Genomic DNA, 24,531 nt, shown 5'->3' on the forward strand with positions numbered 1-24,531 from the left:
CGTGCCCGCGAATCAGACAACGCGGTGGATGGCACCGGCTCTGCCGGTGTTCGCGGGCACGCCCGCTCCCACAGGGGGCATGTTGTACCAGAACTGCGTTACTGCTGGTCGTTGTAGTGGAACTTGGGCATTTCCCAGTGGAAACGGATCGCCAGCAGGCGCAACAGGAAGCCGCCAAACAATGTGAGCAGCATCGCCTGCTCCGCCGGCACCTTGAAGTACACGCAGCCCAGGTAGAACCAGGCCGCTGCAAACGAGACGCTGGCGTACAACTCGCGACGGAACACCAAGGGAATGTCATTGCAGAAGATATCCCGCAGGATCCCGCCAAACACCCCGGTAATCACCCCACTGAGCGAAGCCACCAGCATGCCCTGCCCCATTTCCAGCGCAGTCATGCAGCCAATCAGGGTAAAGGCCACCAGCCCCAGGGCATCGAGCACCAGGAACAGCGAGCGCAGGCGGCGCATCATCGGCGCGATGAAAATGGTCAGCAACGCCGCACAGCTGGTCAACACCAGGTATTCCGGGTGCTTCACCCAAGTCAGCGGGTAATGCCCAAGCAGCACGTCGCGCACCGAGCCGCCACCCAGGGCAGTGACGCAGGCGATCAGCACCACGCCGAACCAGTCCATGCCGCGGCGGCCGGCAGACAACGCGCCGGTCATGGCTTCGGCGGTAATGGCGATGAGGTAGAGCATCAACAACATGGTGCAGGGTCCGTGCGGGCGGGCGAGAAAGGCGCGCAGTCTAACCAGTTGCACATGGCACCAAAAGGGGGCGCAGATACAATATCTGCGCCTTTTCGACTCACACCTTGATGAAGTGTTCGCGGTAGTGGCGCAGCTCGGCGATCGATTCGCGGATATCGTCCAGCGCCAGGTGGGTGTTGCCCTTCTTGAAGCTGTCGCGCACCGAAGGCGCCCAGCGTGCAGCCAGCTCCTTCAAGGTCGATACATCCAGGTTGCGGTAGTGGAAGTAGCTTTCCAGGTTGCGCATGTGCCGGTAGAGGAAGCGGCGGTCCTGGCAGATGCTGTTGCCGCAGATCGGCGACTTGCCTTTCGGTACCCACTGCTCCAGGAAGGCAATGGTTTGCGCCTCGGCTTCGGCCATGCCGACCTTGCTCTCGCGCACGCGCTGGGTCAGGCCCGAAGCGCCATGGGTGCGGGTATTCCACTCGTCCATGCGTGCCAGCACGTCGTCACTGTGATGGATGGCGATCACCGGCCCTTCGGCCAAGGTGTTCAGCTCGCTGTCGGTGACGATGGTGGCCATTTCGATAATGACGTCGCTGTCCGGATCCAGGCCGGTCATTTCCAGGTCGATCCAGATCAGGTTCTGTGGGTTTTGCATGCAGGGGGCTCCTCCTATAGGCGTTCATAGTAGCGCAGTGGCCAGGGCACGCCCATTCACGCCACGCAGGTAAGCGAAATGGTCCGGCGCCTGGCGTGCTAAACTGCCTGCCGTTTTCAACCTGCCCCACCACGCACGGAACCTTCATGGCCAAACGCCAGCTCAACCGCCGCCAGAACTGGCGCATCGAAAAAATCCAGAACGAGCGCGCCGCGCGTGCGGCCAAACGCGAGCAGCATGTGCTGCAGGAACTGGAGGGTGGCGACCTGGGGCCGGAGCAACTGGGCCTGGTGATCGCGCACTTCGGTGTGCAGGTAGAGGTGGAGGCCCAGGACGGCGAAGCCGCAGGCCAGGTGTTCCGCTGCCACCTGCGCGCCAACCTGCCGGCCCTGGTCACCGGCGACCGTGTGGTCTGGCGCGCGGGCAACCAGGGCATCGGCGTGATCGTCGCGCAGATGCCGCGCAGCACCGAGCTGTGCCGGCCGAACAACCATGGCCAGCTGAAGCCGGTGGCGGCCAACGTCGACCTGATCGTGATCGTCTTCGCCCCGGCCCCCGAACCGCACCCCAACCTGATCGACCGTTACCTGGTCGCAGCCGAGCATGCCGGCATTCGCCCGCTGCTGTTGCTGAACAAGGCCGACCTGATCGATGACCAGAACGGCCCGGGCCTGCGTGCGCTGCTTGAGGTGTACCGCGAGCTGGGCTACCCGCTGCTGGAAGTATCGGCGCACCACGGTGACGGCATGCAACGCCTGCAGCAGATGCTCGACGGCCACATCAGCGTGTTCGTCGGCCAGTCGGGGGTGGGCAAGTCATCGCTGGTCAACAGCCTGCTGCCGGACGCCGGTACTCGCGTCGGCGACTTGTCGGAATGGTCTGGCCAGGGCACCCATACCACCACCACTGCGCGGCTCTACCACTTCCCAAATGGCGGTGACCTGATCGACTCGCCGGGCATCCGCGAATTCGGCCTTGGCCACGTCAGCCGCAGCGATGTGGAAGATGGCTTCATCGAGTTCCGCGACCTGTTCGGCACCTGCCGCTTCCGCGATTGCAAGCATGACCGTGAACCAGGCTGTGCGCTGCTCAAGGCGCTGGACGAGGGGCGTATCAAACCGCAACGGATGAACAGCTACCGCTCGATCATCGCCAGCCTGCCGGAAGACGCTTACTGACCTGCCCGCTCCCGCAGGTACTGCACAAGGCTCAAGGGCCACGCCAATCCTGTGGGAGCGGGCGTGCCCGCGAAGCAGGCACCGCGGTGGTTGGCACGGGCTTCGCCCGTGTTCGCGGGCAAGCCCGCTCCCACAGGTTCCGCGCTTGCTTCAGCTACAGCGCGACCCTGTAGGGGTTACTGGTCCTTGGCCTCATCCATCTTCAACGTCCCCTCTTCGAAGATGTTCAGCTTCTGGCGCAGTTCACGCGGCTGCATGGGTGCCTGCTCGGCCCCCCCTGGCACAACCGGTGCCGCAGCGCCCGGCGCGGCAGGCGCGGCAGGTGGTGCCTCCGGCGAACCCTGCTCACCCTCGATATTGCGCTGGGCCTTCTTGGTCAGCACGATGATGTCGATGCGGCGGTTGACCGGGTTGAACGGGTTGTTGCGGTCGAACAGCGACGACGAGGCATAACCCACCACCCGCGCCACCTGGCCATCCGGATAGCCACCAGCCACCAGCGCACGACGCGCAGCGTTGGCCCGGTTGGCCGACAGCTCCCAGTTGCCGAACTCACCACTGCCGGCATACGGCTTGGCATCGGTGTGGCCACTGATGCTGATCTTGTTCGGCACCGCCTTGATGGTGTCGGCCATGGCCAGCAGGATGTCTTCGAAGTAAGGCTGCAGACGCGCACTGCCGATGTCGAACATTGGCCGGTTCTCGGCATCCATGATCTGGATGCGCAGGCCGTCCTGGGTGATCTCGAACAGGATCTGGTCCTTGAACTTCTGCAGTTGCGGGTTTTCCTCAACCTTGTTCTGCAGCTCCTGCAGCAACAGTTCCAGACGCTCGCGTTCCACCTGCTCGGCCATGGTCTCCACCTGATCCTTGTCCAGCTGGATGCTGGTATCAGGCGTCGGCTCCGACTTGGCCTCGGGGTTGATGGTCTTTTCCGGGGCCAGCTGCGGTGAGCCACCCAGGTCGATGATGTACGGCGTACCGCTTTCCGAAAAGCCGATCGGGTCCTTGAAGTAGCCGGCAATGGCGATCTTCTGCTCCGGCGTGGCCGTGGACAACAACCACAGCACCAGGAAGAACGCCATCATCGCCGTGGCGAAGTCGGCGAAGGCGATTTTCCAGGCGCCGCCGTGATGGCCGCCGCCATAGCGCTTGACGCGCTTGACGATGATGGGCTGATTGTTCTCCATGACTCAGCGACCGCGAACTGCTTGTTCCAGTTCGGCAAAGCTCGGGCGATGCTTGGGGTACAGCACCTTGCGCCCGAATTCCACCGCCAGCGATGGCGGCATGCCCGAGGCGGAGGCCACCAGCGACGCCTTGATCGATTCGTAGAGGTTCAGTTCTTCCTTGGCATCGTGTTCCAGGCACTTGGCCAGCGGACCGAAGAAGCCGTAGGCCGCCAGAATACCGAAGAAGGTACCTACCAGCGCCGCACCCACATGCAGGCCGATGGAGGCCTGGTCACCCTCGCCGAGCGAGGCCATGGTCACCACGATACCCAGTACCGCCGCAACGATACCGAACCCTGGCATGCCGTCGGCGATGCCGTTCACCGCATGGGACGGGTGCTCCAGCTCTTCCTTCATGCTCAGCAGTTCCATGTCGAACAGGCCTTCGAGCTCGTGCGGCGCCATGTTGCCGGTGGACATGATGCGCAGGTAGTCGCAGACGAACGCGGTCATGCGCTCGTCGGCCAGCACAGTCGGGTACTTGGCGAAGATCGGGCTGGCTGCGGCGTCCTCGATATCGGCCTCGATGGCCATCATGCCTTCGCGACGGCTCTTGTTGAGGATCTCGTACACCAGGCCCAGCACTTCCAGGTAGAAAGCATGGCTGAAGCGCGAGCCGAACATCTTCATCGACTTCTTGATGACGTGCATGGTCATGTAGCCAGGGTTGGCCTGCAGGAACGCACCAAAGGCCGCACCGCCGATGATCAGTACTTCGAACGGCTGGATCAGCGCCGCGATCTTGCCGTGGGAGAGTACGTATCCGCCGAGCACGCTCGCGAATACGACGATGATGCCGATAATTTTAGCCATAGGTTCAAAGCACTTGCTGTCGTGGTCAGGGGAAGAGACGGGAGCCTGAAAACTCTTCTTCTACTTATCGGCAGAACTGCGCCAGACTATAGCCACTCATTGCGAAAAGCCAGTTCGGACTGATGTCAAAATGACAATTGAAACCAAGGTGCCCGCTCAGGCCCCGCGTACGCTAGAGGCCTGGGTAAAGCTGCTCGAGAGTGTTCGCATCCCGGTGCCGAAGCACAGCTACGACCGGGTCATGGCCGCGATCCACGATAGCCGCCGCTCGCTGCGCGATATCGCCGAACTGATGCAGGATAGCCCGGCGCTGGTGCTATCGGTGATGCGCGAAGCCAATCACCCCACCAATGCCAGCCTGGCCGAGCCGGCCGAGAGCCTGGAAGTCGCACTCAACCGGCTGGGCCTGGAGCGCAGCGAACAACTGCTCAAACGTCTGCCTGCGCTGCCTGCCGAAGAGATCCCGCCGGTACTGTGCCAATTCCAGCTGATCAGCCAGCACGCCTCGCAGCAGGCCAGCGGCCTGTTCGCCAGCCGCCTGGCACGCCTGTGGCAGGAAATTCACTGGGGTAGCCTGCTGTTCCTGGCACCACTGTGGCCGCTGGCGCTGGCCTACCCCAAGCTGCTCGACACCTGGGAATTGCGGGTTATCCACAAGGGCGAAGACGCCGCCCATGTCGAGGAGCAGCTGTTTGGCGTGCGCATCATGACGCTGTGCCAGACCATGGCAGAGTACTGGCGCCTGCCACAGTGGGTGACCCAGGGTTATCGCCTGCTGCTGGAAGAGCGCGACCAACTGGCCCAGGTGCTCAACATCGCCCGCGATCCGGACCTGCTCAGCCAGCAACATCGTCTGGACGCCGAGCCCGGCCTGCGTCGCTGGTTCAACCAGCCGGCCAATACCGTGCTTTTGGCCAACAACCTGGCCCTGGCAGCACAGGTGGGCTGGGACAACCCGCACCTGCTGCGCTGGCAGCTGTTGACCGCGCTGTACCTGCAGACCTCGCTGGAAGACGTGCAGCAGCAGGTGCACCAGCAGGCAGCGGCCAGTGCCCGCCGCCATGCCCAGCACGCCCTGTTCCACCCGGCCGAAGCGCTGATCTGGCCTTGGCACCAGCGCCGTCCGCACCCGGACATGCTGGCACCGCCACCGCCCAGCAACGACGAACTGGCGCGCTGGCGCAAGCTGTGCCAACACCTGCTGGCCCAACCCAGCCCGTTCACCAACGGCGTGCACTTGGCCACCCAGGCCCTCGAAGCCCTGTTGGCCTGCGGCATGCAGCGCGTCCTGCTGCTGAGCCTGGACAAGGCCAGCGATCAACTGCGTGTGCAGCAGTTCGCCGGTCTGCCCAAGGAGGCCGGGGCCCTCACCCTGCAGGTGTCGCAAAACAAACTGCTGCAAAAGCTGCTGGCCCAGGCTGGCCAACTGCGCATCACCCCGGAAAACCATAGCCAGTTCGCGGCGCTGCTGCCGGCCCCGCTGCGGGCCTTGTTCAGTAGCGAGCACGTGCTGCTGCGCTCGCTGGCGGTGAACGACCAGGTGTTGATGCTGATGGTGGCCGACCAAGGCAGCCGACCGCTGGCCGAGGTAAGCGTGCAGGCTTTCGCCAAGACCGCACAATGCACCGAGCGGGCGCTGTCGGTGTTTGCCAACCGCAAGGCCTGAGCCTTGCGCTACAATCGCCCCTCTTTGCAACTGGAGACCGTGGATGACTGACTTTTCCGGCCTGCCCCTGGTAATAGAAGCTGCAGACTTGCTGCCGCGCCTCGGTTCGCCACAGCTGATCCTGGTCGACCTGAGCAGTAGCAACCGCTATACCAGCGGGCACATCCCCGGTGCACGCTTCGTCGAAGGCAAGCGCACCCAGCTTGGCCAGCCGCCTGCGCCCGGCCTGCTGCCGGCCCAGGCCGACCTGGAGAAGCTGTTCAGTGAACTCGGCCACCGCGACGATGCGGTGTATGTGGTGTACGACGATGAAGGTGGCGGCTGGGCCGGGCGCTTCATCTGGCTGCTCGATGTGATCGGCCACAAGCGCTATCACTACCTGAACGGCGGCATCCAGGCGTGGCCGGCCGACAAGCTCTCCACCGAAGTGCCTGCCAGCGGTAATACCCCCGTGCAGTTGCGTATCGACACGAAGCCCACAGCCACCCGCGAATACCTGCAAAGCCGCCTGGGCGCGGAAGACCTGGTCATCTGGGACGCCCGTGGCCCGCAGGAATTCCGCGGCGAGAAAGTGCTGGCAGCCAGGGGCGGCCACATTCCCGGTGCAATCAACTTCGAGTGGACGGCCGGCATGGACCTCAACGACCACCTGCGCATCCGCCCGGACATCGCCGAAGTCCTGCAGAACCTGGGTATCACCCCCGACAAGGAAGTGATCACCCATTGCCAATCCCACCGCCGCTCCGGTTTCACCTACCTGGTGGCCAAGGCCCTCGGCTACCCACGCGTCAAGGCCTACGCCGGCTCGTGGAGCGAATGGGGCAACCACCCGGACACGCCTGTAGAAGTCTAAGGAACCTGCATGAAATCCCGTTTGTTCATCATCAGCCAGTACCTGCTGCCGCACCATCTGCTGTCGCGCCTGGCCGGCTGCATCGCCGAATGCCGTGTGCGCTGGTTCAAGAACGCCTTTACCGCCTGGTTCGCCAAGCGCTACCAGGTGAACATGGCCGAAGCCCTGGTCGAAGACCTGAGCGCCTACGAGCACTTCAATGCGTTCTTCACCCGCGCCCTGAAGCCAGGCGCGCGCCCACTGGACGAAACCCCGGGCGCCATCCTGTGCCCGGCCGACGGTGCCGTCAGCCAGCTGGGTCCGATCGAGCACGGCCGCATCTTCCAGGCCAAGGGCCACGGCTTCAGCGCCCAGGAACTGCTGGGCGGTGACCCGGCGATGGCCGCTCCGTTCATGGGCGGCGAGTTCGCCACCATCTACCTGTCGCCGAAGGACTACCACCGCGTACACATGCCGCTGGCCGGCACCCTGCGCGAAATGGTCTATGTGCCGGGCCGCCTGTTCTCGGTCAACCAGACTACCGCCGAGAACGTCCCCGAGCTGTTCGCCCGCAACGAACGCGTGGTGTGCCTGTTCGATACCGAACGCGGGCCGATGGCCGTGGTGCTGGTGGGTGCGATGATCGTCGCCTCGATCGAGACCGTGTGGGCCGGGCTGGTGACGCCGCCCAAGCGCGAGCTGAAGACCTTCCGTTACGACGAAGCCAGCCGCGCACCGATCCACCTGGAAAAAGGGGCCGAGCTGGGCCGCTTCAAGCTGGGCTCGACCGCTATCGTGCTGTTCGGGCCAGAGCAGGTGAAATGGGCCGAGACGCTGGGTGCCGGCTCTGCGGTACGCATGGGGCAGCAGCTGGCGCTGCCTGTGCAGGCTTGACTGCCTGATAGATCGCTGGGGCCGCTTTGCGGCCCATCGCGACACAAGGCCGCTGCCACAGGAGGTATGCGATTACCTGTGGCAGCGGCCTGGTGTCGCGGAAGGGCTGCAAAGCAGCCCCGAATGTGCAGATCAGCCGCGCGCGTCGCGGTCACGCACACCCAGCAGGTACAACACCCCATCCAGCCCCAGGGTGGAAATCGCCTGCTTGGCCGACTGGCGTACCAGCGGCTTGGCGCGGAACGCCACGCCCAGGCCAGCCAGTGACAGCATCGGCAGGTCGTTGGCACCATCGCCCACGGCAATGGTCTGCTCCAGCTCCAGGCCTTCTTCGCTGGCCAGCTTCTGCAGCAGCTCGGCCTTGCGCTGGGCATCAACGATGGGTTCCACGGCCACGCCGGTCACCTTGCCATCGACCACTTCCAGCTCGTTGGCGAACACGTAATCGATACCCAGACGCGCCTGCACCTGGCGCGCAAAGTAAGTGAAGCCACCGGACAGGATCGCGGTCTTGTAGCCCAGGCGCTTGAGTTCGGCGAACAGGTTCTCGGCCCCCTCGGTCAGGCGCAGCGAAGCGCCGATTTCGTCCAGCACCCCGACATCCAGCCCTTTGAGCAGCGCCATGCGCTCCTTGAAGCTGGCGCGGAAGTCCAGTTCGCCGCGCATGGCGCGCTCGGTGATTGCCGCCACCTGTTCGCCCACGCCGGCGGCCTTGGCCAGTTCATCGATGACTTCGGCTTCGATCAGCGTCGAGTCCATGTCGAACACCGCCAGGCGACGGTTGCGGCGGAACAGGTCGTCCTTCTGGAAAGCGATATCAATGCTCAGTTCCTCGGCCAGGGCGAAGAAATCGGCACGCAGGGCCTGGCCATCGCTCGGTACACCACGCACGGAGATCTCGATGGCCGCCTTGCCTTTGCCGGTCTGGGCATCCAGCGCGACACGGGCCGACAGGCGCTCGATACGCTCGATGGTCAGGCCGTACTGGCTGATTACCGCACTCACCCGCTGCAGTTGCTCGGGGGTGATCTTGCGGCTGAGCAGGGTAACGATGTGGCGCGCCTCACCCTGGCCGTCGGCCCAGTGCTGGTAGTCGGCCTCGGAAATCGGCGTGTAGCGGGCCTGCAGGTTCAGTTCGTGGGCCTTGGCCTGCACGCTTTGCAGCAAGGCAGTCGCCACTTCGTTGTCCGGAATGTCGACCAGGATGCCGAACGACAGGGTGCCGTGCATGACGGCCAGGCCAATGTCGAGGATACTCACACCGCCCTGCAGCAGGACGCCGGTGATGGCCGCAGTGAGACCGGGACGGTCCTCACCGGTGATGTTTATCAGGACGATTTCGCGCACAACCTGGCTCCGACTTCGATGAAAAATGCGCATTCTACCGATTTTCCGTGACCATCGGGCGCCGACGATACTTTGCCGACAAAACCCGGCTCGCTATACTCCCCACACTTTCATGCCATTAAGAGCCGAGCTCAGTGAACCGGCCCACGCCCGTCAAACCAGACAACTTCTTCCTGATGATCTATCGCGCCCTGAGTCAACGTCGCGTGCCGCTGGCACTGCGCATCGCCTGCACCAACATTTTCCTGGTGGCGCTGGCGCTGGTGATCTATGCCTGCGTGATGGGCCTGCAATTCAAGCAGGCCATGCACGAGCAGGCCGATGCCCTGGGCCAGAGCCTGACCACCCAGACCGCCACCTCGGCGACCGAGCTGCTGGTGGCCAACGATATCCTCAGCCTCAACGTGCTGCTGGGTAACCTGGTGAAGAACCCGCTGGTAGCCCACGCCGCCATCTATAGCGTGGACAACCGCATTCTCGCCGAAGCCGGCCAGCGCCCGCGCAACAGCCTGCTGGGCGAGGCCGAAGGCCTGTACCAGACCAAGATCACCTTCCAGGACGTGACTGCCGGGCAACTGCGCATCAGCCTGGACATGAGCCAGTTCCAGCAGCCGATGCTGATCAGCTTGCAGAGCATGGGCATCCTCGCCGGCATCCTGCTGGTGCTGGCGCTGACCCTGAGCCTGCGCCAGGGCCGCTTCATCACCTTGCCGCTGCTGCAATTGAGGGTCTGGCTGCGCGACCCGCAGCCCTATACTCCGGCTACCGACCGTCAGGACGAGATCGGCGATATCGCCCGCCAGCTGCACGCACGCCTGGCGCCGCCGCCACCACCGGAGCCGGAGCTGGAGGAAGAGGACGACGAGCATTTCCATGACGTGCAGGACGCCCCTCTCGCCGCGAAAGCCGCACCGCGCGTGAAGGCTGCTGCCCAGGCCGATGAAGATGACGACGAGGCCTTCGCCGGCCTGCTGGACGACGACAACACCCCCAAGGCTGCCGTGGTCGAGTCCGACGAGCCGCAGTTCACCGCCGTACTTGCCGTGCAGCTGGGTTCCCAGGAACAGCTGCGTCGCCTGCCGCGCACGCGCCTGACCGAGCTGACCGAGCGCTACCGCGACTGCCTGGAGCACGCGGCCTCACTCTACGACGGCGAAACCTACACCCTCAACGACGGTAGCACCCTGGTGCTGTTCCACAGCCGCGACTGCGGCGAGGACTACCTGACCAACGCCATCTGCTGCGGCGAGCTGCTGCGTGCCCTGGGCCATGCCCTGCAGATCGAAGTGGCGGACAGCGGCATCACCTTGCAGTTGCAACTGGGCCTGGCCTTGGGTAACGACCTGCAAGGCCTGGAGCTGGTAGACCTGCTGATGACCGAGAAGGCCCAGGACGCGCTGGCGCTGTCGCAACACAGCCGCAACCTGTTGCTGGTGGAGCGGCAGATCAGCGACGACACGCTGATTCGCCAGCGCGCCCGCATTCGCCCGATTGCCAGCCCGGAAGGCGCCTGTTGCGTGGAGCGCTTGATGGAGCCCTACCCATCGATGCTGGAACGGCAGTTGGCGCGGATGCACGAACGCAGGGCCTGATGAATGTAGGAGCGGCACCGACCTTGCAGCCACAAAAAAGCCCGCAACGATGCGGGCTTTTTTGTGGCTGGCGGTTCGATCAGAACCGATAGACTTCCATATCGGTACGAATCGGCGCAGCCATCGGGATCTTGGATTTCTCCGGAGCCTTTTTCACCTGTACCGGCGCAGCTGGCTTCTTGGGCGTTTCTTCGGCAATCGCAGGCTGGTTGGCCAGCGGTTTCACTGCGGTGCTCAGCTGTTCGGCCAGCTTCTGCAGCAATTGGCCCTGGGCCTGCACCTGCGATGCCTCGCTGCCCTCGTGCTGTTGCTCGAGGTGAACGATGCGGTTGTCGCGCACATGGCCACGGCGGTCCAGCAGGCGCCACTGGGCATCCAGGATGGCCGGCTGGTCCTTGCCCGAATCCAGGCGAGTGATCGATAGCAGCACTTGTACATCCGGGGTGAAGCCGGCAGTCGCCGGCGCCAGCACCACGCGCTGGCTGTCCAGGCGCCAGGCAAGCTGGCGCACCAGCAGCTGGTCGATATCCGCCGAAAGGCTACCAGCCCAACGACCGTCGGTCGCCGAGCTCAAGCTGCCGTCGGCCTGACGCTGCAGGAATGTCTCGCGTTGCAGGTAATCGGCTACCGATACCGGGCCGAGTACCACGGCCATGCCTGCACTCTGCGAAGGCTGGCCAGGATCACCACTGTCGAGCTGGTACAGGGCAACCGGCTGGTGCATGGTGCACCCGCCCAGGCCCAGCAGGCCAGTCATCAACAGCGCAAATGGAAGGCGCAGAAGTTTCATCATCCCATCCAGGCGGTCGCCAACAGGCCAACCGCAGTGATACACGTAGATTCAAACGGGCACACGGCCACGCCGGCACCGCAAGGGCCATATCATCCGCGAAATAACCGTCCGACTCCAGCATTTCTGCCCGGAACGGCGCTGAAATTGCCGTTCCAGACATTTCAACCGGTCAAGCCGGCACTTCCACCTGCAATCCGTCGACTCGCTGGAACCCGCGCGGCAGCTTGCTGCCACGCCGTCCACGCTCGCCCTTGTAATGCTCCAGGTCGTCCGCTTTCAGGGATAGGGTACGCTTGCCGGCTTGCAATACAAGTGTCGCACCCTCGCCAATCACGGCAATATCGGTAACAAATTCTTCACGGCTGGCCACCCGATCACCGGGTATACCGATGATCTTGTTGCCCTTGCCTTTACCCAGCTGGGGTAGATCACTGACCTTGAATACCAGCAGACGGCCTTCGGTGGTCACCGCCGCCAGCCAATCCTGTTCGCGGTTGGCCACCGGGCGTGGGGTCATGACCTTGGCGCCGTTGGGCAGGCTGAGCAAACCCTTGCCGGCCTTGTTCTTGGCTTGCAGGTCCTCACCCTTGACCACGAAGCCGTAGCCGGCATCCGAAGCGACCACGTAAAGCGCCTCGTCATCAGGCAGCAGCACGCATTCGAACGTGGCCCCCGGGGGCGGCGTCAGGCGGCCGGTCAGCGGCTCACCCTGGCCACGCGCCGACGGCAGGCTGTGGGCGGCCAGCGAATAGCTGCGGCCAGTGGAGTCGATCAGCACGGCGAATTGGTTGGAGCGCCCGATGGCTGCGGCCTTGAAGCCATCGCCCGCCTTGTACGAAAGGCCAGTGGCGTCGATGTCGTGGCCCTTGGCGCAGCGTACCCAGCCCTTTTCCGACAGCACCACGGTGACCGGCTCGGTCGGCATCAGCTCGTTTTCCGACAGGGCCTTGGCTTCGGCGCGCTCGACGATCGGCGAGCGGCGGTCGTCGCCATAGGTTTCGGCATCCTTGATCAACTCGCTGCGGACCAGCTTGCGCAGCTTGGCGTCGCTACCCAGCAGGGCCAGCAGTTTGGCCTGCTCCTTCAGCAGTTCGTCCTGCTCGCCACGGATCTTCATCTCTTCCAGACGCGCCAGCTGCCGCAGGCGAGTCTCGAGGATGTAGTCAGCCTGGATCTCGGTCAGGCCGAAACGGGCGATCAGCGCCTGCCTGGGCTGGTCCTCGGTACGGATGATGTGGATCACCTCGTCCAGGTTGAGGAACGCAGTGAGCAAACCTTCCAGGAGGTGCAGGCGCTTCTCCACCTTGTCCAGACGGTGCTGCAGACGGCGACGAACGGTAGCGGTGCGGAACTCCAGCCACTCCAGCAGCAACGCACGCAGGTTCTTCAGTTGTGGCCGGCCGTCCAGGCCGATGATGTTGACGTTGACCCGGTAGGTACTCTCCAGGTCGGTGGTGGCAAACAGGTGCTGCATCAGTTCGTCGACGTCGACGCGGTTGGAGCGCGGGATGATGACGATGCGGCACGGGTTCTCATGGTCCGACTCGTCGCGCAGGTCGGCGACCATCGGCAGCTTCTTGGCCTGCATCTGCGCAGCGATCTGCTCCAGCACCTTGGCCCCGGAAACCTGGTGCGGCAGTGCGGTGACGACGATATCGCCGTCTTCCACGCGGTACACCGCACGCATGCGGATCGAGCCGCGGCCGCTTTCGTACATCTTGAGGATTTCTGCCCGCGGCGTGACGATCTCGGCCTCGGTCGGGTAGTCCGGCCCCTGGATGTGCTCGCACAGCTGTTCGATGCTGGCCTTGGGCTCGTCAAGCAGGCGCACACAGGCCGTAGCCACTTCCCGCAGGTTGTGTGGCGGTACGTCGGTGGCCATGCCCACGGCAATACCGGTGGTGCCATTGAGCAGGATGTTCGGCAGGCGCGCCGGCAGCACGGCCGGCTCCTGCAAGGTACCGTCGAAGTTCGGCACCCAGTCCACGGTGCCCTGGCCGACTTCGCTGAGCAGCACTTCGGCATAGCGCGACAACCGCGCTTCGGTGTAGCGCATGGCGGCGAACGACTTCGGATCGTCCGGCGCACCCCAGTTGCCCTGGCCGTCGACCAGGGTGTAGCGGTAGCTGAACGGCTGCGCCATCAGCACCATGGCTTCGTAGCAGGCCGAGTCGCCGTGGGGGTGGAACTTGCCGAGCACGTCACCGACAGTACGTGCCGATTTCTTGTGCTTGGCGTCGGCATCGAGCCCCAACTCGCTCATGGCGTAGACGATGCGTCGCTGCACCGGCTTCAGGCCATCGCCGATGTGCGGCAGGGCGCGGTCCATGATCACGTACATGGAATAGTTGAGGTAGGCCTGTTCGGTGAAGTCAGCCAGCGAGCGGCGTTCGACGCCGTCCAGGCTGAGTTCCAGTGAGTCGCTCATGCGGGCCTCGTCATTTCAGGTTCTGGCGCAGCAGCATGGTGCCGCCGCGCTGGGTAAATTCAAGTTGTTTCAGGGCACTCATGCCCAGCAATACGGTTTGCCCGTCCAGGCCCGGCACCACAATGGCGCGTACGTCCTGCAGGCGGATGTCACCCAGCTGCAGGCTGGCCAGGCGCGTCCGGTAGCCTTCGGTGCGGCCGTTGGCGGTACTGAGCTGCACCGGGCTACCACGTTCCAGGCCCAGCTCGCGGCCGAGCGCCTCGGGGATAACCACGTCGGTGGCGCCGGTGTCGAGCATGAAGTGCATGACCTGGCCGTTGATCGCGCCATCCATCACGAAGTGGCCCTGGCCATTACCCAGCAGGCGCACTTCGATAAAGCCTTCGCCATGCGACGACTGCACCTGGGCATTGGGGTTGCGCTGACGGTCCTCCCATTGACCGAAGAAGCGCGTGGCAAGGAACAGCGCCGCCGCCCAGGCGACGAACATCAGTACCTTGCCAGCCCGCCTGCCCGGCGCCTGGCTCATGGCTTGGCGCTCCAGCCGCCTTGCGGCGCGTCGAAACGCCAGACGATCGGCCGTGTCTCGCCATCGGCACGCGCGCCGTTGTTGTTGTCCACGCCAATCCAGGCGCCCTCGGCGTCGATCACCAGGGCCTCGGCCAGACCATACGGCTGTTGATAGCGGCGCGACTCGGTCAGGGCGTCGGCAGCGAACGACCAGCAGCGTTCGACCGCACCGCTGTCGGCATCACGCCGGCAAACCCGGTAGGCGTTGCGCTCGAGGGTGAACAGCTTGCCCTCGAACCAGGCCAGGTCGGCAAAGTCGCGCGACTGGGCCCGGGCATCGGGCATTTGCGCCGGTTGCATCTCGACCCCGGCTTCGCTGAGCAGGACACAGCTGCGGCCACAGGCCCACACCGACTGCTGGCGCTCGATCGCCACCAGCCCACGGCGCTCGCGCTCGGCAGCCAGCCACAGGCGGTCGCCCGCCGGGTTGATGGCCAGGCCTTCGAACAAGGCATTGAAGTTCAACAGCATGCCGCTGGCCCGGGCCTGACGCACCATGGCCGGGTCGATCTTCAACCAGCCCGCCTGGCCATCCGGTGGCAGTTGCAGCACGCCGGCATTAGCCTCGCTGACCAGGTACAGGTTGCCGGCCTGGTCGCAAGTGATGCCTTCCCAGTCCAGTTCGCCCCCGCGGATATACGACGCCGCCCAGTTGCGCGACTTCAGGCCCCACGGCAGGCCGCTGTCCGGCGCCGGTGGCGGGGTAAAGATGAGCGGCTGCGCGCGCCAGGCCGGGTCCTGCCGGTCGAAGCGGTAGATGCGGTCGTCGTCGCGGTCGGACACGCCCCATAACCCGCCCCGGCATTCCACCAGGCCAGACAGGTTGCCGCCGCGCATGCCGTCGATCGGGTATTCGGCCCTCAGCTTCAGCTCTGGCCAGTCGCCCGCCAGGCTTGGCAGGGCAACCAGCATCAGGCAGGTAGCCAGAAGCCGCCGAATCAAACCATGACCTCGGCCAGGTTGCCCTTGGTTTCCAGCCAGCTCTTGCGATCGCCCGCGCGCTTCTTGGCCAGCAGCTTGTCCATCAGCTCGCAGGTGGCCTGTACATCGTCCAGGGTCAGTTGCACCAGGCGCCGGGTATTCGGGTCCATGGTGGTTTCACGCAGCTGGGGCGGGTTCATCTCGCCCAGGCCCTTGAAGCGGGTGACCTGCGGCTTGCCGCGCTTCTTCTCGGCCACCAGGCGGTCGAGGATGCCATCGCGCTCGGCTTCGTCGAGGGCGTAGTAGATTTCCTTGCCCAGGTCGATGCGGTACAGCGGCGGCATGGCCACGTACACATGCCCGGCCTCGACCAGGGCGCGGAAATGCTGGACGAACAGCGCGCAGAGCAGCGTGGCGATATGCAGGCCGTCGGAGTCGGCGTCGGCGAGAATGCAGATCTTGCCGTAGCGCAGTTGCGCCAGGTCGCTGGCCCCTGGGTCAACGCCGATGGCCACGGCGATGTTATGCACTTCCTGGCTGGCCAGCACTTCACCGCCGTCGACTTCCCAGGTGTTGAGGATCTTGCCGCGCAGCGGCAGGATCGCCTGGAACTCCTTGTCGCGCGCCTGCTTGGCCGAACCACCGGCCGAGTCGCCTTCGACCAGGAACAGTTCGGCACGCATCGGGTCCTGACCGGCGCAGTCGGCCAGCTTGCCGGGTAGCGCCGGGCCCTGGGTGATGCGCTTGCGCTCGACCTTCTTGCTGGCCTTGAGGCGGCGCCCGGCGTTGCTGATCGCCAGCTCCGCCAGTTGCATGCCCAGTTCGGGATGGGCATTCAGCCACAGGCTGAAGGCGTCCTTGACCACGCCGGACACGAACGCCGCCGCCTCGCGCGAGGACAGGCGCTCTTTGGTCTGCCCGGAGAACTGCGGGTCCTGCATCTTCATCGACAGCACGAAGGTGATGCGTTCCCAGACGTCTTCCGGCGCCAGCTTCACACCGCGCGGCAGCAGGTTGCGGAATTCGCAGAACTCGCGCATGGCATCCAGCAGGCCTTGGCGCAGGCCGTTGACGTGGGTACCGCCCTGGGCGGTGGGGATCAGGTTGACGTAGCTTTCCTGGATGCTGTCACCCCCTTCGGGCAGCCACAGCAGGGCCCAGTCGACGGCTTCCTTGTTACCGGCCAGGCTGCCGCAGAACGGCTCGTCGGGCAGGCGCTGGAATTCATTGACCGAGTCGACCAGGTAGGAGCGCAAGCCATCCTCATAGTGCCATTCGACCTTTTCGCCGCTGGCCTTGTCCTCGAAACTGACCAGCAGGCCCGGGCACAGCACGGCCTTGGCCTTGAGCACGTGCTTGAGGCGGCTGATGGAGAACTTCGGCGAATCGAAGTACTTGGGGTCGGGGCTGAAGTACACGCTGGTGCCGGTATTGCGCTTGCCGACCGAACCGATCACTTCCAGCTCGCTGGCCTTGAAACCGTCGGCGAAGGTCATCTGGTATTCGTTGCCGTCGCGTTTGACGCGCACGCGCACCTGGGTCGACAGGGCATTGACCACCGAGATGCCCACCCCGTGCAGACCACCGGAAAACTGGTAGTTCTTGTTGGAAAACTTGCCGCCGGCGTGCAGCTTGGTGAGGATCAGCTCCACCCCGGACACGCCTTCTTCCGGGTGGATGTCCACCGGCATGCCACGGCCATCGTCGCTGACTTCCAGCGAGTGGTCGGCATGGAGGATGACCTGCACCGAACGGGCGTGCCCGGCCAAGGCTTCGTCGACACTGTTGTCGATGACTTCCTGGGCCAGGTGGTTGGGGCGGCTGGTGTCGGTGTACATGCCCGGCCGCTTGCGGACCGGGTCAAGGCCCGAGAGGACTTCGATGGCGTCTGCGTTATAGGCGCTAGCGCTGGGATTGGCCATGGGGTCTCGTCGTCAGTCTGGTGAATGCAAGAAAGTCAAAATACAGAAAAATCGAGCGTCGCATACTGCCCGCGGGCAATGCCGGCGAAGGCCAGCAGTGCCGGCAGGCGCTCGGCGAAGCCCTGGAAACTGTGGTCACCGCCAGCCTGGATGCGCAGGGCACAGCCACGGTAATAGCGCTCGGCGTGACGATAGTCCAGGGTTTCATCGGCGGTCTGCAGCCACACTTGATAGCGGCTGGGGTCCACCGGGGCCGGTACTTCCAGCTCGGCCAGCGCCTGCACGTGGTCGTGGGTCAACTCCCAGGTTTCACCACTGTAGTGATTGCGCTGGGTGCCCAGGTACCCGTCGAAATGCTTGTGCGGCGTTACCGCCGGGTTGACCAGCAGGGCCTTGAGGCCATGGCGCTCGGCCAGATGGGTGGCATAGTAGCCGCCGAGCGAACTGCCTACCAGCAGTGGCGCACCCAGTTCGGCGATGGCCGCTTCAAGCTGGGCGATGGCCTGGCGCGGGTGGTGGTGCAGGGCGGGCACGCGCAACTGCTCGGCCATGCCCAGCTGCTGCATGGCAGCCACGAGCTGGCGTGCCTTGGTCGAAAGCGGCGAGCTGTTGAAGCCATGGATATAGAGGATGGAACCCGACATGCTGCCCCCGGTAATCTGTGGCTTGGCGCCTGATGATGCGGGCGCAGGGACGCGCAGTGTAGCGCGTTCGGCGGGTTTTGACGCAGTGTCACGGGTTTCGCAACAATTTTGCCAGCCCCGCCTGCTGACGCGGCTCAGTACCCCGGGCTGTCGAAGTCGAGCTTCACCTCGAAGTCCAACGCCCGCTCCACGCCGGTCTCCAGCCGCCCGTCGGCGTGCAGGCGCAACCAACGGTAGCCAGGCTGTTCTTCACTGACCTTGAAGTCCTCGCTGCCTGCCGCGAACTGAATGCAGGTGGACGGCGTGGCCAGCAGACGGCGCCCCGCGCGCATTTCATCCCATGGCTGGTGCACATGCCCCCAGAGCAACGCCCGTACCTGTGGATAAGCGCCGACGATAGCGAACAGCGCCTGCGCGTTGCGCAAGCCGATCGGCGCGATCCAGGCGCAGCCGATGTCCACTGGCTGATGGTGGAAACACACCAGGCAGTGCCGGTCGCCCGCCGACTCCAGGGCCGCTTTCAGCACCGCCAGTTGCTCATCCTGCAACCACCCGTGGGTCGCTCCAGGCACCGCTGTGTCGAGCATGACGATGCGCCACGCACCGACATCGGTCACCGCCTGCATCAATTCGGGGGCAACCTGCGCCATCACCCGCGCCTCGTCATGGTTGCCTGGCAACCAGCGAGTGGGCACGGCGAGCGGCGCGGTGAGCTCGCGAAACGCTTCATACGACGCCACGCTGGCATCCTGGGACAGATCACCGGTACACAGCAGCAGGTCGACAGGTGTTTGCTCGCGGCGCACCTGGGCTACCACATGGCGCAGGCTGTCACGGGTATTGAGCCCCAGCATGCTGCCGGCCGGGTCAGCGAACAGGTGGGCATCGGTCAGTTGCACCACATGCACGGGGCGCGATTGGTCTGGCTGCGGCAACGGCCGTCTCCTCTAGCGGATTCAGCACGAATTATGGCTGCACAACGGTTGCGAGCAAACACCCGCAGCCGACCCACGTCACAATTCCGCGATCGTCAGCGAACGCTGGCCAGTTCGTGGCCGCAGGCCAGGCAGTGGCTCAGCCATTCGCCCAGGAACAGGTTGAGCTGGGCCTTTTCGTCCGGCTGGTGCATGGCCGCGTTGGGATAGGGGTAGATGCTGCGCAGGCGCCGGGCATGCTCGGCACTGACCACTTCAGCCATGCGGGCATCGTGGTACACCTGCACTTCCAGGTGCGGCACCGGCAGCCATGGCAGGCTGTGCTCCTGGCGCACATGCAGGGTGGTGGTGTACGGGCAGGCGAGCACCACGTCAAGCACCAGAACGCCAAGCATCTGGTCGCCCTGGGTCATGCCGATGCGGCGCGAGCTCTGGGTGGTGCGCATGTCTGGCAACAGGCGCATCAACCGGGCGTAGTTGGCCTCGCAGGCTGCCTGCAGCCCGACCAGGTCCACCCGATAACGCTCGCGCAACAGGTTCACTTCCACATACCTCGTACTTCGTCACGGTTCAGCGCCAGCCATTGCAGGCCAATGATGGTAGCCGCGTTGCAGACACGCCCGTCGCGCACGGCTTGCATGGCATCTTCAAACGACCACACCCGCACGCGAATGTCTTCACCCTCTTCCTCCAGGCCATGCAGGCCACCTGCACCTTCGCTGCTGCAGCGGCCGAGGAACAGGTGTACGTATTCATCACTGCCGCCAGGCGACGGGAAGTAACGGGTCATCGGCCACAGCGCGCTGAAGACCAGGCCGGCCTCCTCTTCGGCCTCGCGGTGGGCGACTTCCTCGGGTTGCTCTTCCTTGTCGATCAACCCGGCGACCAACTCGATCAGCCAGGGGTTGTCGATCTTGCCCATGGCCCCTACCCGAAACTGCTCGATCAGCACCACTTCATCGCGTTGCGGATCATAGGGCAGCACGCACACCGCATCATGGCGCACGAACAGTTCGCGACTGATCTCGCGGCCCATGCCACCGGCGAACAACTCGTGGCGCAGGTGCACCTTGTCGAGCCGGTAGAAGCCCTGGAAGCAGTTATCCCGCTTGACGATCTCGACCGCCCTGGGCGCTGAGTTCAACGTATCTGACATGGGAATCCTCATTACCTCGTTTACAGCATCGCGCCATCCTACTCTGCACGCCAGCGTGTTTCACCCCTTTCCGGTTACCGTTCGCGCAGTCGGGACAGCGCGCCAGCACTCTGTTAGCTTAGTGGCGAACTGAAGGCCGCGCAGACGGTCAAAGGCCGACTTTTCCCTGTTCTGCAAGGATCACCATGACACTTGTCAAACTGACTTCCGTGGCCGTGCTGGCCCTGGCCCTGGGCGCCTGCCAGAGCCTGTTCACGCCCAACTACCGGGCGCCGCTCGAGGTCAAGCGCGAAGCCTGGGAGCATGTCAAACCCGGCTGCAGCGAAAGCGACTGCCCGCTGGTGAACATTGACACCATCCACTTCCCGGCCCTGCCGAAGCTCGACGGCATCGTCGAGAAACGCCTGCTGCAGCTGACCGAAGACAACCAGCGCGGCAACACGCCAACCACCCTGCAAGCCTACGAGCAGCAGTACCTGGCCAGCGCCGACAAGCGCAACAGCAGCTACCTGCAGGCCAAGGTACGCGAGCAGCATGACGGCTTGGTGATCATCGAGCTGTCCAGCTACCTGGACAGCGGCGGCGCTCACGGCATGCCCGGGCGCGGCTTCATCAACTATTCGCGCAAGCTGGACAAGGTGCTGACCCTGCAAGACATGCTGGTGCCCGGCCAGGAAGACACTTTCTGGAAAACCGTCGAGGAATCGCACCGCGCCTGGCTGATGAGCGTAGGCATGGACAAGGACGCCGAATTCCTCAAGACCTGGCCGTTCAAGCAGTCGCCGCACATCGCCCTGACCTACGGCGCGGTGGTGGTGAAGTACGAGGTCTATGCCATCGCGCCCTACTCCATGGGCCACGTGGAACTGAAAATCCCTTACCCGCGCCTGAATGGCGTGCTCAAGCCTGAGCTGTTTCCCGGCCGCGGCTGAAACCCAGCAGCCCGTACACCAGCCCGGCCAGCAGCAATGCCGGCAGGGTCGCCCCCAGGTCCGGAGCCTGCGTGGCGATGCCATGATAAGCCGCCACGCCCACCCCCCAGGCCAGCAGCGCCTGCCAGTGCAAGCCACTCACTTGCGCTGGCAGGCGGCGACGACGGATCAGGTAGTGGTCCACCAGCACCACGCCAAACAGCGGCGCGAACACTGAGCCGATCAACAACAGGAAGTTCTCGTACTGTGCCAGCGGCGCCAGTAGGGCGATCAAGGTGCACAGCACACCAATGGCCAGCGCCATGTGTTCGACCTTCAGGCGCACCAGCACGCCGCTGGAAACGGCCGCCGAATGGATGTCGGCGAACGCCTTTTCCGACTCGTCGAGCAGAATCAGCAGCAGTGGAATGCCCATGCCTGCGCCCGCCAGGGCCAGCAGCAAGGCGTTGGCTTCGCCACTGGCGGCGAAGGCCAGGGTGTAGGCCACGCCCAGGCTCATCAGCCAGGTGTTGCCAATGAAATAGCCGATTACCGTACCGCCGAATACAGGCTTGCCATTGCGGGCGAAACGCGAGTAGTCGGCGATCAGGGGCAGCCAGGACAGCGGCATGGCAACGACGATGTCAAAGCCCACGGCCAGCGACATCGATCCGTCCCCGGCGCGCGCCCACAACCCAGCCAGGTCAGCCTTGGCAAACAGGTTCCAGGTCAGCCACAGGCATGCGCCCAACAATAGCCAGATGCCCCACGCACGCAGCACCTTGCGTACGAACGCCAATGGCCCGCTGACTGCCAGCAAGGTGGCCAGGGCGCCGAAACACAGGGTCCAGAGCATCGGGCTGTTCCAGGCGCTGGCTTCACCGAACACCCGCGCACCCAGCAGGCTGGCGGCATCGCGCATGACGACGATTTCGAACGCGCCCCAGCCCACCAGTTGCAGCAGGTTGAGCAGCGCTGGCAGGCGTGCGCCATGGTTGCCCAGGCTGAGTTTCAGGGTGCCCATGGCCGACAGCCCGGTATCGCTACCGATGACACCGGCAGCGCCCAGCAACAGCACGCCCACACCCGAACCCAGAGCAATGGCCAGCACCGCGCCTGCAAGGCCCAGGCCAGGCGCCAGCATGGCGCCGACCTGTAGCACCATCAGGCCAATGCCGAGGGAGAACCACAGCGAGAACAGGTCGCGGGCACCGAAGATGCGCTGGGCGGTGGGGACCGGGTGGTCGGGTGAAAACTGGCTGGGAGTGGTCATTGTTATATTCGCCGGAAGAATTAGGAGTTGCACACGGCATCCTGTGGGAGCGGGCGTGCCCGCGAACAAGGGCGAAGCCCTTGCCATGCACCGCGGTGCTTGCTTCGCGGGCACGCCCGCTCCCACAGGGTAAGGTGCTGCGGCTTAGACCTTGTGGTACAGCTGGCTGCCTTCCTGGCGGAACCGCTCAGCCTGCTCACGCATGCCTTGCTCGACCGTGACGTCCACGGTTTCGATCTTGGCGGCGTATTCCCGCACTTCCTGGGTGATCTTCATCGAGCAGAACTTCGGCCCGCACATCGAACAGAAATGCGCGACCTTGGCCGACTCCTTCGGCAGGGTCTCGTCGTGGAAGGCGCGGGCGGTGTCCGGGTCCAGGCCCAGGTTGAACTGGTCTTCCCAACGGAACTCGAAGCGTGCCTTGGACAAGGCGTTGTCGCGAATCTGCGCGCCTGGGTGGCCCTTGGCAAGGTCGGCAGCATGCGCGGCGATCTTGTAGGTGATGATGCCGGTCTTGACGTCATCCTTGTTCGGCAGGCCGAGGTGCTCCTTGGGCGTGACGTAGCAGAGCATGGCGCAACCGAACCAGCCGATCATCGCCGCACCGATACCCGAGGTGATGTGGTCGTAGCCTGGGGCGATATCGGTGGTCAGTGGGCCGAGCGTGTAGAACGGCGCCTCGTCGCAGCACTCCAGCTGCTTGTCCATGTTTTCCTTGATCAGCTGCATCGGCACGTGGCCGGGGCCTTCGATCATGCACTGCACGTCGTGCTTCCAGGCAATCTTGGTCAGCTCGCCGAGGGTTTCCAGTTCACCGAACTGCGCGGCATCGTTGGCGTCGGCAATCGAGCCCGGGCGCAGGCCGTCGCCCAGCGAGAAGCTGACGTCGTAGGCCTTCATGATCTCGCAGATCTCTTCGAAATGCGTGTACAGGAAGTTTTCCTTGTGATGCGCCAGGCACCACTTGGCCATGATCGAGCCACCGCGGCTGACGATACCGGTGACGCGCTTGGCAGTCAGCGGCACATAACGCAGCAGTACGCCGGCGTGGATGGTGAAGTAGTCCACGCCCTGCTCGGCCTGCTCGATCAAGGTGTCGCGGAACAGCTCCCAGGTCAGGTCTTCGGCTACACCATTGACCTTTTCCAGGGCCTGGTAGATCGGCACGGTACCAATCGGCACCGGCGAGTTGCGGATGATCCACTCGCGGGTTTCGTGGATGTGCTTGCCGGTGGACAGGTCCATGACCGTGTCCGAACCCCAGCGGATACCCCAGGTCAGCTTGGCCACTTCTTCCTCGATCGAGGAACCCAGGGCGCTGTTGCCGATGTTGCCGTTGATCTTCACCAGGAAGTTGCGGCCGATGATCATCGGCTCCAGCTCCGGGTGGTTGATGTTGGCCGGGATGATCGCGCGACCACGGGCGATTTCCTGGCGAACGAACTCGGGGGTGATCTCCTTCGGGATATTGGCGCCGAAGCTGTGGCCAGCGTGCTGCTCGTTCAGCAGGCCGGCAGCGCGGGCCTCTTGCAGCTTCATGTTTTCACGGATGGCCACGTATTCCATCTCGGCGGTGATGATGCCTTTGCGGGCATAGTGCATCTGCGAGACGTTGGCGCCCGCCTTGGCACGGCGCGGGTTGCGCACATGGGCGAATCGCAGCTTGGCCAGTTCGGCATCGTTCAGGCGCTGTTGACCGAAGTGGGAGCTCAGGCCATCCAGGCGCTCGGTATCACCGCGGGCTTCGATCCATGCCGAACGCACATCGGCCAGGCCCTTGCGCACATCGATGACCACGTTGGGGTCGGTGTACGGGCCGGAGGTATCGTAGACCAGAACCCGGGCATTGGCCTCGCCACCGAAGTCGGTCGGGGTATCGTCCAGACTGATTTCACGCATGGGCACGCGGATGTCGGGGCGCGAGCCTTCGACATACACCTTGCGCGAACGCGGGAAAGGTTGCACGGACTGCTGATCGACTTGTGCCGATTCGCTGAGGTTTATCGCTTTTTCTTGTTTGGTCATCACAGGCTCTCCAGACGGCTTCCTAGCAGTGGAATGTCGGGGTGAA

22 protein-coding genes are annotated in these 24,531 nt (G+C 64.2%); 6 read left to right on the top strand and 16 right to left on the bottom strand.

What is annotated here, in order from left to right:
• Positions 1-98: 98 nt before the first annotated feature.
• Together ACLEJP_RS11135 and orn are read right to left on the bottom strand one after the other, a co-directional pair.
• Positions 99-710, bottom strand: coding sequence for a trimeric intracellular cation channel family protein (locus ACLEJP_RS11135; protein WP_170033022.1), 612 nt, complete (start codon positions 708-710; stop codon positions 99-101).
• 100 nt (positions 711-810) lie between these two features.
• Positions 811-1,353, bottom strand: coding sequence for an oligoribonuclease (gene orn, locus ACLEJP_RS11140; RefSeq protein WP_440806385.1), 543 nt, complete (start codon positions 1,351-1,353; stop codon positions 811-813).
• 146 nt (positions 1,354-1,499) lie between these two features.
• Here orn and rsgA point away from each other — a divergent pair, with 146 nt between their 5' ends.
• A complete protein-coding gene (gene rsgA, locus ACLEJP_RS11145) occupies positions 1,500-2,531 on the top strand; it encodes a small ribosomal subunit biogenesis GTPase RsgA (RefSeq protein WP_440806388.1) in 1,032 nt (343 codons plus the stop codon).
• 176 nt (positions 2,532-2,707) lie between these two features.
• On the opposite strand, the gene motB is transcribed toward rsgA, so the two are convergent.
• Positions 2,708-3,721: a flagellar motor protein MotB gene (gene motB, locus ACLEJP_RS11150; protein ID WP_440806390.1), complete on the bottom strand. Its 1,014-nt coding sequence runs from the start codon at positions 3,719-3,721 to the stop codon at positions 2,708-2,710.
• A gap of 3 nt (positions 3,722-3,724) precedes the next feature.
• Complete coding sequence (gene motA, locus ACLEJP_RS11155; RefSeq protein WP_225779445.1) at positions 3,725-4,576, bottom strand: flagellar motor stator protein MotA; 852 nt, start codon at positions 4,574-4,576, stop codon at positions 3,725-3,727.
• Between the two features lie 130 nt (positions 4,577-4,706).
• On the opposite strand from motA, the gene ACLEJP_RS11160 reads away from it, so the two are divergent.
• From ACLEJP_RS11160 to asd, 3 genes are read left to right on the top strand one after another with little or no spacing between them, the layout of a single operon-like run.
• Complete coding sequence (locus ACLEJP_RS11160; protein ID WP_440806392.1) at positions 4,707-6,242, top strand: HDOD domain-containing protein; 1,536 nt, start codon at positions 4,707-4,709, stop codon at positions 6,240-6,242.
• 43 nt (positions 6,243-6,285) lie between these two features.
• Positions 6,286-7,095, top strand: coding sequence for a rhodanese-like domain-containing protein (locus ACLEJP_RS11165; protein WP_440806394.1), 810 nt, complete (start codon positions 6,286-6,288; stop codon positions 7,093-7,095).
• A 9-nt stretch (positions 7,096-7,104) separates the two neighbouring features.
• A complete protein-coding gene (gene asd, locus ACLEJP_RS11170; protein ID WP_440806397.1) occupies positions 7,105-7,968 on the top strand; it encodes an archaetidylserine decarboxylase in 864 nt (287 codons plus the stop codon).
• Positions 7,969-8,100: 132 nt separating this feature from the next.
• Here asd and serB read toward each other — a convergent pair whose 3' ends face one another.
• Positions 8,101-9,315, bottom strand: a complete 1,215-nt coding sequence (serB, locus tag ACLEJP_RS11175; RefSeq protein WP_186672498.1) for a phosphoserine phosphatase SerB — start codon at positions 9,313-9,315, stop codon at positions 8,101-8,103.
• Between the two features lie 134 nt (positions 9,316-9,449).
• Here serB and ACLEJP_RS11180 point away from each other — a divergent pair, with 134 nt between their 5' ends.
• Positions 9,450-10,907 carry a histidine kinase gene (locus tag ACLEJP_RS11180; RefSeq protein ID WP_440806400.1) on the top strand — a complete coding sequence of 486 codons (1,458 nt, stop codon included), beginning with the start codon at positions 9,450-9,452 and terminating at the stop codon, positions 10,905-10,907.
• Positions 10,908-10,986: 79 nt separating this feature from the next.
• Here the strand turns inward: ACLEJP_RS11180 and ACLEJP_RS11185 are convergent, their stop codons facing one another.
• The 9 genes from ACLEJP_RS11185 to ACLEJP_RS11225 form a co-directional block, all read right to left on the bottom strand.
• Complete coding sequence (locus ACLEJP_RS11185; RefSeq protein WP_225779450.1) at positions 10,987-11,697, bottom strand: PqiC family protein; 711 nt, start codon at positions 11,695-11,697, stop codon at positions 10,987-10,989.
• Between the two features lie 172 nt (positions 11,698-11,869).
• On the bottom strand, positions 11,870-14,128 hold the full coding sequence (gene parC / locus ACLEJP_RS11190) for a DNA topoisomerase IV subunit A (protein WP_440806403.1): 2,259 nt from the start codon (positions 14,126-14,128) through the stop codon (positions 11,870-11,872).
• Positions 14,129-14,138: 10 nt separating this feature from the next.
• Positions 14,139-14,657: a retropepsin-like aspartic protease family protein gene (locus tag ACLEJP_RS11195; protein ID WP_440806405.1), complete on the bottom strand. Its 519-nt coding sequence runs from the start codon at positions 14,655-14,657 to the stop codon at positions 14,139-14,141.
• Positions 14,654-15,640 carry an esterase-like activity of phytase family protein gene (locus tag ACLEJP_RS11200; protein ID WP_225779453.1) on the bottom strand — a complete coding sequence of 329 codons (987 nt, stop codon included), beginning with the start codon at positions 15,638-15,640 and terminating at the stop codon, positions 14,654-14,656. The genes ACLEJP_RS11195 and ACLEJP_RS11200 overlap by 4 nt, the downstream gene beginning before the upstream one ends.
• Positions 15,637-17,541: a DNA topoisomerase IV subunit B gene (gene parE / locus ACLEJP_RS11205; protein WP_225779454.1), complete on the bottom strand. Its 1,905-nt coding sequence runs from the start codon at positions 17,539-17,541 to the stop codon at positions 15,637-15,639. The genes ACLEJP_RS11200 and parE overlap by 4 nt, the downstream gene beginning before the upstream one ends.
• Before the next feature lie 35 nt (positions 17,542-17,576).
• On the bottom strand, positions 17,577-18,185 hold the full coding sequence (locus tag ACLEJP_RS11210) for a YqiA/YcfP family alpha/beta fold hydrolase (RefSeq protein ID WP_440806408.1): 609 nt from the start codon (positions 18,183-18,185) through the stop codon (positions 17,577-17,579).
• Between the two features lie 134 nt (positions 18,186-18,319).
• The gene (cpdA, locus tag ACLEJP_RS11215) at positions 18,320-19,120 is read right to left on the bottom strand and encodes a 3',5'-cyclic-AMP phosphodiesterase (RefSeq protein ID WP_440806411.1); all 801 of its coding nucleotides are present in this window, start codon (positions 19,118-19,120) and stop codon (positions 18,320-18,322) included.
• 95 nt (positions 19,121-19,215) lie between these two features.
• Positions 19,216-19,668, bottom strand: coding sequence for a DUF1249 domain-containing protein (locus ACLEJP_RS11220; RefSeq protein WP_114170587.1), 453 nt, complete (start codon positions 19,666-19,668; stop codon positions 19,216-19,218).
• Positions 19,659-20,276 carry an NUDIX domain-containing protein gene (locus tag ACLEJP_RS11225; protein WP_440806413.1) on the bottom strand — a complete coding sequence of 206 codons (618 nt, stop codon included), beginning with the start codon at positions 20,274-20,276 and terminating at the stop codon, positions 19,659-19,661. The genes ACLEJP_RS11220 and ACLEJP_RS11225 overlap by 10 nt, the downstream gene beginning before the upstream one ends.
• Before the next feature lie 185 nt (positions 20,277-20,461).
• Between ACLEJP_RS11225 and ACLEJP_RS11230 the strand changes: the two genes are divergently transcribed.
• Positions 20,462-21,208 (top strand): RsiV family protein, encoded by a 747-nt coding sequence (locus ACLEJP_RS11230; RefSeq protein WP_225779458.1) that lies wholly within the window; start codon positions 20,462-20,464, stop codon positions 21,206-21,208.
• Here ACLEJP_RS11230 and cytX read toward each other — a convergent pair.
• Together cytX and thiC are read right to left on the bottom strand one after the other, a co-directional pair.
• Entirely contained in the window at positions 21,177-22,460 is a 1,284-nt protein-coding gene (gene cytX, locus ACLEJP_RS11235; RefSeq protein WP_440806416.1) for a putative hydroxymethylpyrimidine transporter CytX, read from the bottom strand. The genes ACLEJP_RS11230 and cytX overlap by 32 nt on opposite strands.
• Before the next feature lie 144 nt (positions 22,461-22,604).
• Entirely contained in the window at positions 22,605-24,485 is a 1,881-nt protein-coding gene (gene thiC / locus ACLEJP_RS11240) for a phosphomethylpyrimidine synthase ThiC (protein ID WP_440806418.1), read from the bottom strand.
• Positions 24,486-24,531 lie beyond the last annotated feature (46 nt).

Source organism: Pseudomonas sp. SMV7 (assembly GCF_052041995.1).
In the GTDB taxonomy this organism is placed as follows: Bacteria; Pseudomonadota; Gammaproteobacteria; order Pseudomonadales; family Pseudomonadaceae; genus Aquipseudomonas.

What these genes read in the sequence shown, in the direction of transcription:
- ACLEJP_RS11135 (WP_170033022.1), bottom strand. Translation starts at nt 710, where the DNA reads ATGTTGTTGATGCTCTACCTCATCGCCATTACCGCCGAAGCCATGACC.
- orn (WP_440806385.1), bottom strand. Translation starts at nt 1,353, where the DNA reads ATGCAAAACCCACAGAACCTGATCTGGATCGACCTGGAAATGACCGGC.
- rsgA (WP_440806388.1), top strand. Translation starts at nt 1,500, where the DNA reads ATGGCCAAACGCCAGCTCAACCGCCGCCAGAACTGGCGCATCGAAAAA.
- motB (WP_440806390.1), bottom strand. Translation starts at nt 3,721, where the DNA reads ATGGAGAACAATCAGCCCATCATCGTCAAGCGCGTCAAGCGCTATGGC.
- motA (WP_225779445.1), bottom strand. Translation starts at nt 4,576, where the DNA reads ATGGCTAAAATTATCGGCATCATCGTCGTATTCGCGAGCGTGCTCGGC.
- ACLEJP_RS11160 (WP_440806392.1), top strand. Translation starts at nt 4,707, where the DNA reads ATGACAATTGAAACCAAGGTGCCCGCTCAGGCCCCGCGTACGCTAGAG.
- ACLEJP_RS11165 (WP_440806394.1), top strand. Translation starts at nt 6,286, where the DNA reads ATGACTGACTTTTCCGGCCTGCCCCTGGTAATAGAAGCTGCAGACTTG.
- asd (WP_440806397.1), top strand. Translation starts at nt 7,105, where the DNA reads ATGAAATCCCGTTTGTTCATCATCAGCCAGTACCTGCTGCCGCACCAT.
- ACLEJP_RS11185 (WP_225779450.1), bottom strand. Translation starts at nt 11,697, where the DNA reads ATGAAACTTCTGCGCCTTCCATTTGCGCTGTTGATGACTGGCCTGCTG.
- parC (WP_440806403.1), bottom strand. Translation starts at nt 14,128, where the DNA reads ATGAGCGACTCACTGGAACTCAGCCTGGACGGCGTCGAACGCCGCTCG.
- ACLEJP_RS11195 (WP_440806405.1), bottom strand. Translation starts at nt 14,657, where the DNA reads ATGAGCCAGGCGCCGGGCAGGCGGGCTGGCAAGGTACTGATGTTCGTC.
- parE (WP_225779454.1), bottom strand. Translation starts at nt 17,541, where the DNA reads ATGGCCAATCCCAGCGCTAGCGCCTATAACGCAGACGCCATCGAAGTC.
- ACLEJP_RS11210 (WP_440806408.1), bottom strand. Translation starts at nt 18,185, where the DNA reads ATGTCGGGTTCCATCCTCTATATCCATGGCTTCAACAGCTCGCCGCTT.
- ACLEJP_RS11225 (WP_440806413.1), bottom strand. Translation starts at nt 20,276, where the DNA reads ATGTCAGATACGTTGAACTCAGCGCCCAGGGCGGTCGAGATCGTCAAG.
- ACLEJP_RS11230 (WP_225779458.1), top strand. Translation starts at nt 20,462, where the DNA reads ATGACACTTGTCAAACTGACTTCCGTGGCCGTGCTGGCCCTGGCCCTG.
- cytX (WP_440806416.1), bottom strand. Translation starts at nt 22,460, where the DNA reads ATGACCACTCCCAGCCAGTTTTCACCCGACCACCCGGTCCCCACCGCC.
- thiC (WP_440806418.1), bottom strand. Translation starts at nt 24,485, where the DNA reads ATGACCAAACAAGAAAAAGCGATAAACCTCAGCGAATCGGCACAAGTC.